This window comes from Neorhizobium descurainiae (assembly GCF_051400715.1).
Classification (GTDB): Bacteria; Pseudomonadota; Alphaproteobacteria; order Rhizobiales; family Rhizobiaceae; genus Neorhizobium.
Map to the genome: position 1 here is coordinate 1 of NZ_JBLFFK010000051.1, position 2,500 is coordinate 2,500.

The 2,500-nt window shown below is 55.4% G+C and carries 1 tRNA gene and 2 rRNA genes (1 of these 3 cut by a window edge); all 3 read right to left on the reverse strand.

From position 1 onward, the window contains the following. Positions 1 to 77 (reverse strand) — tRNA-Met (locus tag ACMGE0_RS33165). A 266-nt stretch (positions 78 to 343) separates the two neighbouring features. Further along, positions 344 to 458 (reverse strand): 5S ribosomal RNA (gene rrf, locus ACMGE0_RS33170). A gap of 254 nt (positions 459 to 712) precedes the next feature. Next, positions 713 to 2,500: ribosomal RNA gene (locus ACMGE0_RS33175) — 23S ribosomal RNA — on the reverse strand (it continues 1,096 nt past the right edge of the window).

Consider the following 2,500-nt stretch of genomic DNA (forward strand, 5'->3'; position numbering starts at 1 on the left):
TGGTTGCGGGGGCAGGATTTGAACCTGCGGCCTTCAGGTTATGAGCCTGACGAGCTACCGGGCTGCTCCACCCCGCGTTATTGAGGTAAACCGGGTAGCGGTTTATCCGGTCGGTGCAACACCGGAGGGTGTTGTCACGGTGGGTAAACTGCGTATCGGTTCATGCTTTTGCCGAGCCAATTGCCGAAGGCGCTTTGTCTCGGGTGAGGGACGCACCGGAGTTTTGTCCCGCATTTCATTTCAGCCCTGCAAACGGCGAAGGGCCGCTTGAGCGGCCCAATGAAGGTATCGGCATGGGCCGTTCGGTTTCGTGACGAGAAGATTTTGTTGTTGCGTTTGGCAGACCTGGCAGCGACCTACTCTCCCGCGTCTTGAGACGAAGTACCATTGGCGCAGGGGTGTTTCACGGCCGTGTTCGGAATGGGAACGGGTGCAGCCACCCCGCAATGACCACCAGGTCGGCGAAGCGCAACATTTGAGAAGCTGGTTCACTCAAGTGAGTGATTGGTGACTAGTCGGTAGTGATTAGTCTTTTCGAACACGTCAATGGAGCCCCTGTTCACTGCGGATGCTTGAGGCACCCGTACAGGCCAGAGGCCGTCGCGCCTTGTGGCGCGGGCCGTCCGCAGCGTAGTGGCCAAGGGCCACGACAGCGTCAGGACAAAACAAATCTCGTTGTTCATTTCATCTTCGATGAACATGGTCAATGAGAACGATCAAGCCGATCGGGCGATTAGTACCGGTAAGCTTCATGCATTGCTGCACGTCCACACCCGGCCTATCAACGTGGTCGTCTTCCACGGCCCTGATAGGGAACACTCGTTTTCAGGGGGGTTTCCCGCTTAGATGCCTTCAGCGGTTATCCCGTCCATATATAGCTACCCTGCTATGCCCTTGGCAGGACAACAGGTCCACCAGAGATATGTCCATCCCGGTCCTCTCGTACTAGGGACAGATCCTGTCAATATTCCTACACCCACGGCAGATAGGGACCGAACTGTCTCACGACGTTCTGAACCCAGCTCACGTACCGCTTTAATTGGCGAACAGCCAAACCCTTGGGACCTGCTCCAGCCCCAGGATGCGATGAGCCGACATCGAGGTGCCAAACAACCCCGTCGATATGGACTCTTGGGGGTCATCAGCCTGTTATCCCCGGCGTACCTTTTATCCGTTGAGCGATGGCCCTTCCACGCGGGACCACCGGATCACTATGACCGACTTTCGTCTCTGCTCGACTTGTCAGTCTCGCAGTCAGGCGGGCTTATGCCATTGCACTCGACGACCGATTTCCGACCGGTCTGAGCCCACCATCGCGCGCCTCCGTTACTCTTTCGGAGGCGACCGCCCCAGTCAAACTACCCACCATACACTGTCCCGGACCCGGATGACGGGCCGCGGTTAGACATCCATGACGATAAGGGTGGTATTTCAAGGATGGCTCCACGAGAACTGGCGTCCCCGCTTCAAAGCCTACCACCTATCCTACACATGCCGACACGAATGCCAGTGTAAAGCTATAGTAAAGGTGCACGGGGTCTTTCCGTCTAACCGCAGGAACCCCGCATCTTCACGGGGAATTCAATTTCACTGAGTCTATGTTGGAGACAGCGGGGAAGTCGTTACGCCATTCGTGCAGGTCGGAACTTACCCGACAAGGAATTTCGCTACCTTAGGACCGTTATAGTTACGGCCGCCGTTTACTGGGGCTTCGATTCAGAGCTTGCACCCCTCCTCTTAACCTTCCAGCACCGGGCAGGCGTCAGACCCTATACGTCGTCTTTCGACTTCGCAGAGCCCTGTGTTTTTGATAAACAGTCGCTACCCCCTGGTCTGTGCCACCCCAAAATGGTTGCCCAATCTGGGGTCACGCTTCTTCCGAAGTTACGCGTGCAATTTGCCGAGTTCCTTCAACATAGTTCTCTCAAGCGCCTTGGTATGCTCTACCTGACCACCTGTGTCGGTTTCGGGTACGGTCTATAAGGTGGAGCTATTTCCTGGAACCGCCCCGCCGCCCATTCAATCCAATAAGAATGAACAACTTACGCGATCCGTCACTACCACCAGGCCCACGAATATTAACGTGGTTCCCATCGACTACGCATGTCTGCCTCGTCTTAGGGGCCGGCTAACCCTGCTCAGATTAACTTTAAGCAGGAACCCTTGGTCTTTCGGCGAGAGGGTCTCTCACCCTCTTTATCGTTACTCATGTCAACATTCGCACTTCCGATATCTCCAGCAGCCCTCACGGGTCCGCCTTCACAGACTTACGGAACGCTCCGCTACCCCTGCATCATCGTTAGATGTGCAAGCCTCAGCTTCGGTGCATGGCTTCAGCCCCGTTACATTTTCGGCGCAAAGACCCTTGATTAGACCAGTGAGCTGTTACGCTTTCTTTAAATGATGGCTGCTTCTAAGCCAACATCCTGGTTGTTTTGGGATCCTCACATCCTTTCCCACTTAGCCATGACTTGGGGACCTTAGCTGGAGGTCAGGGTTG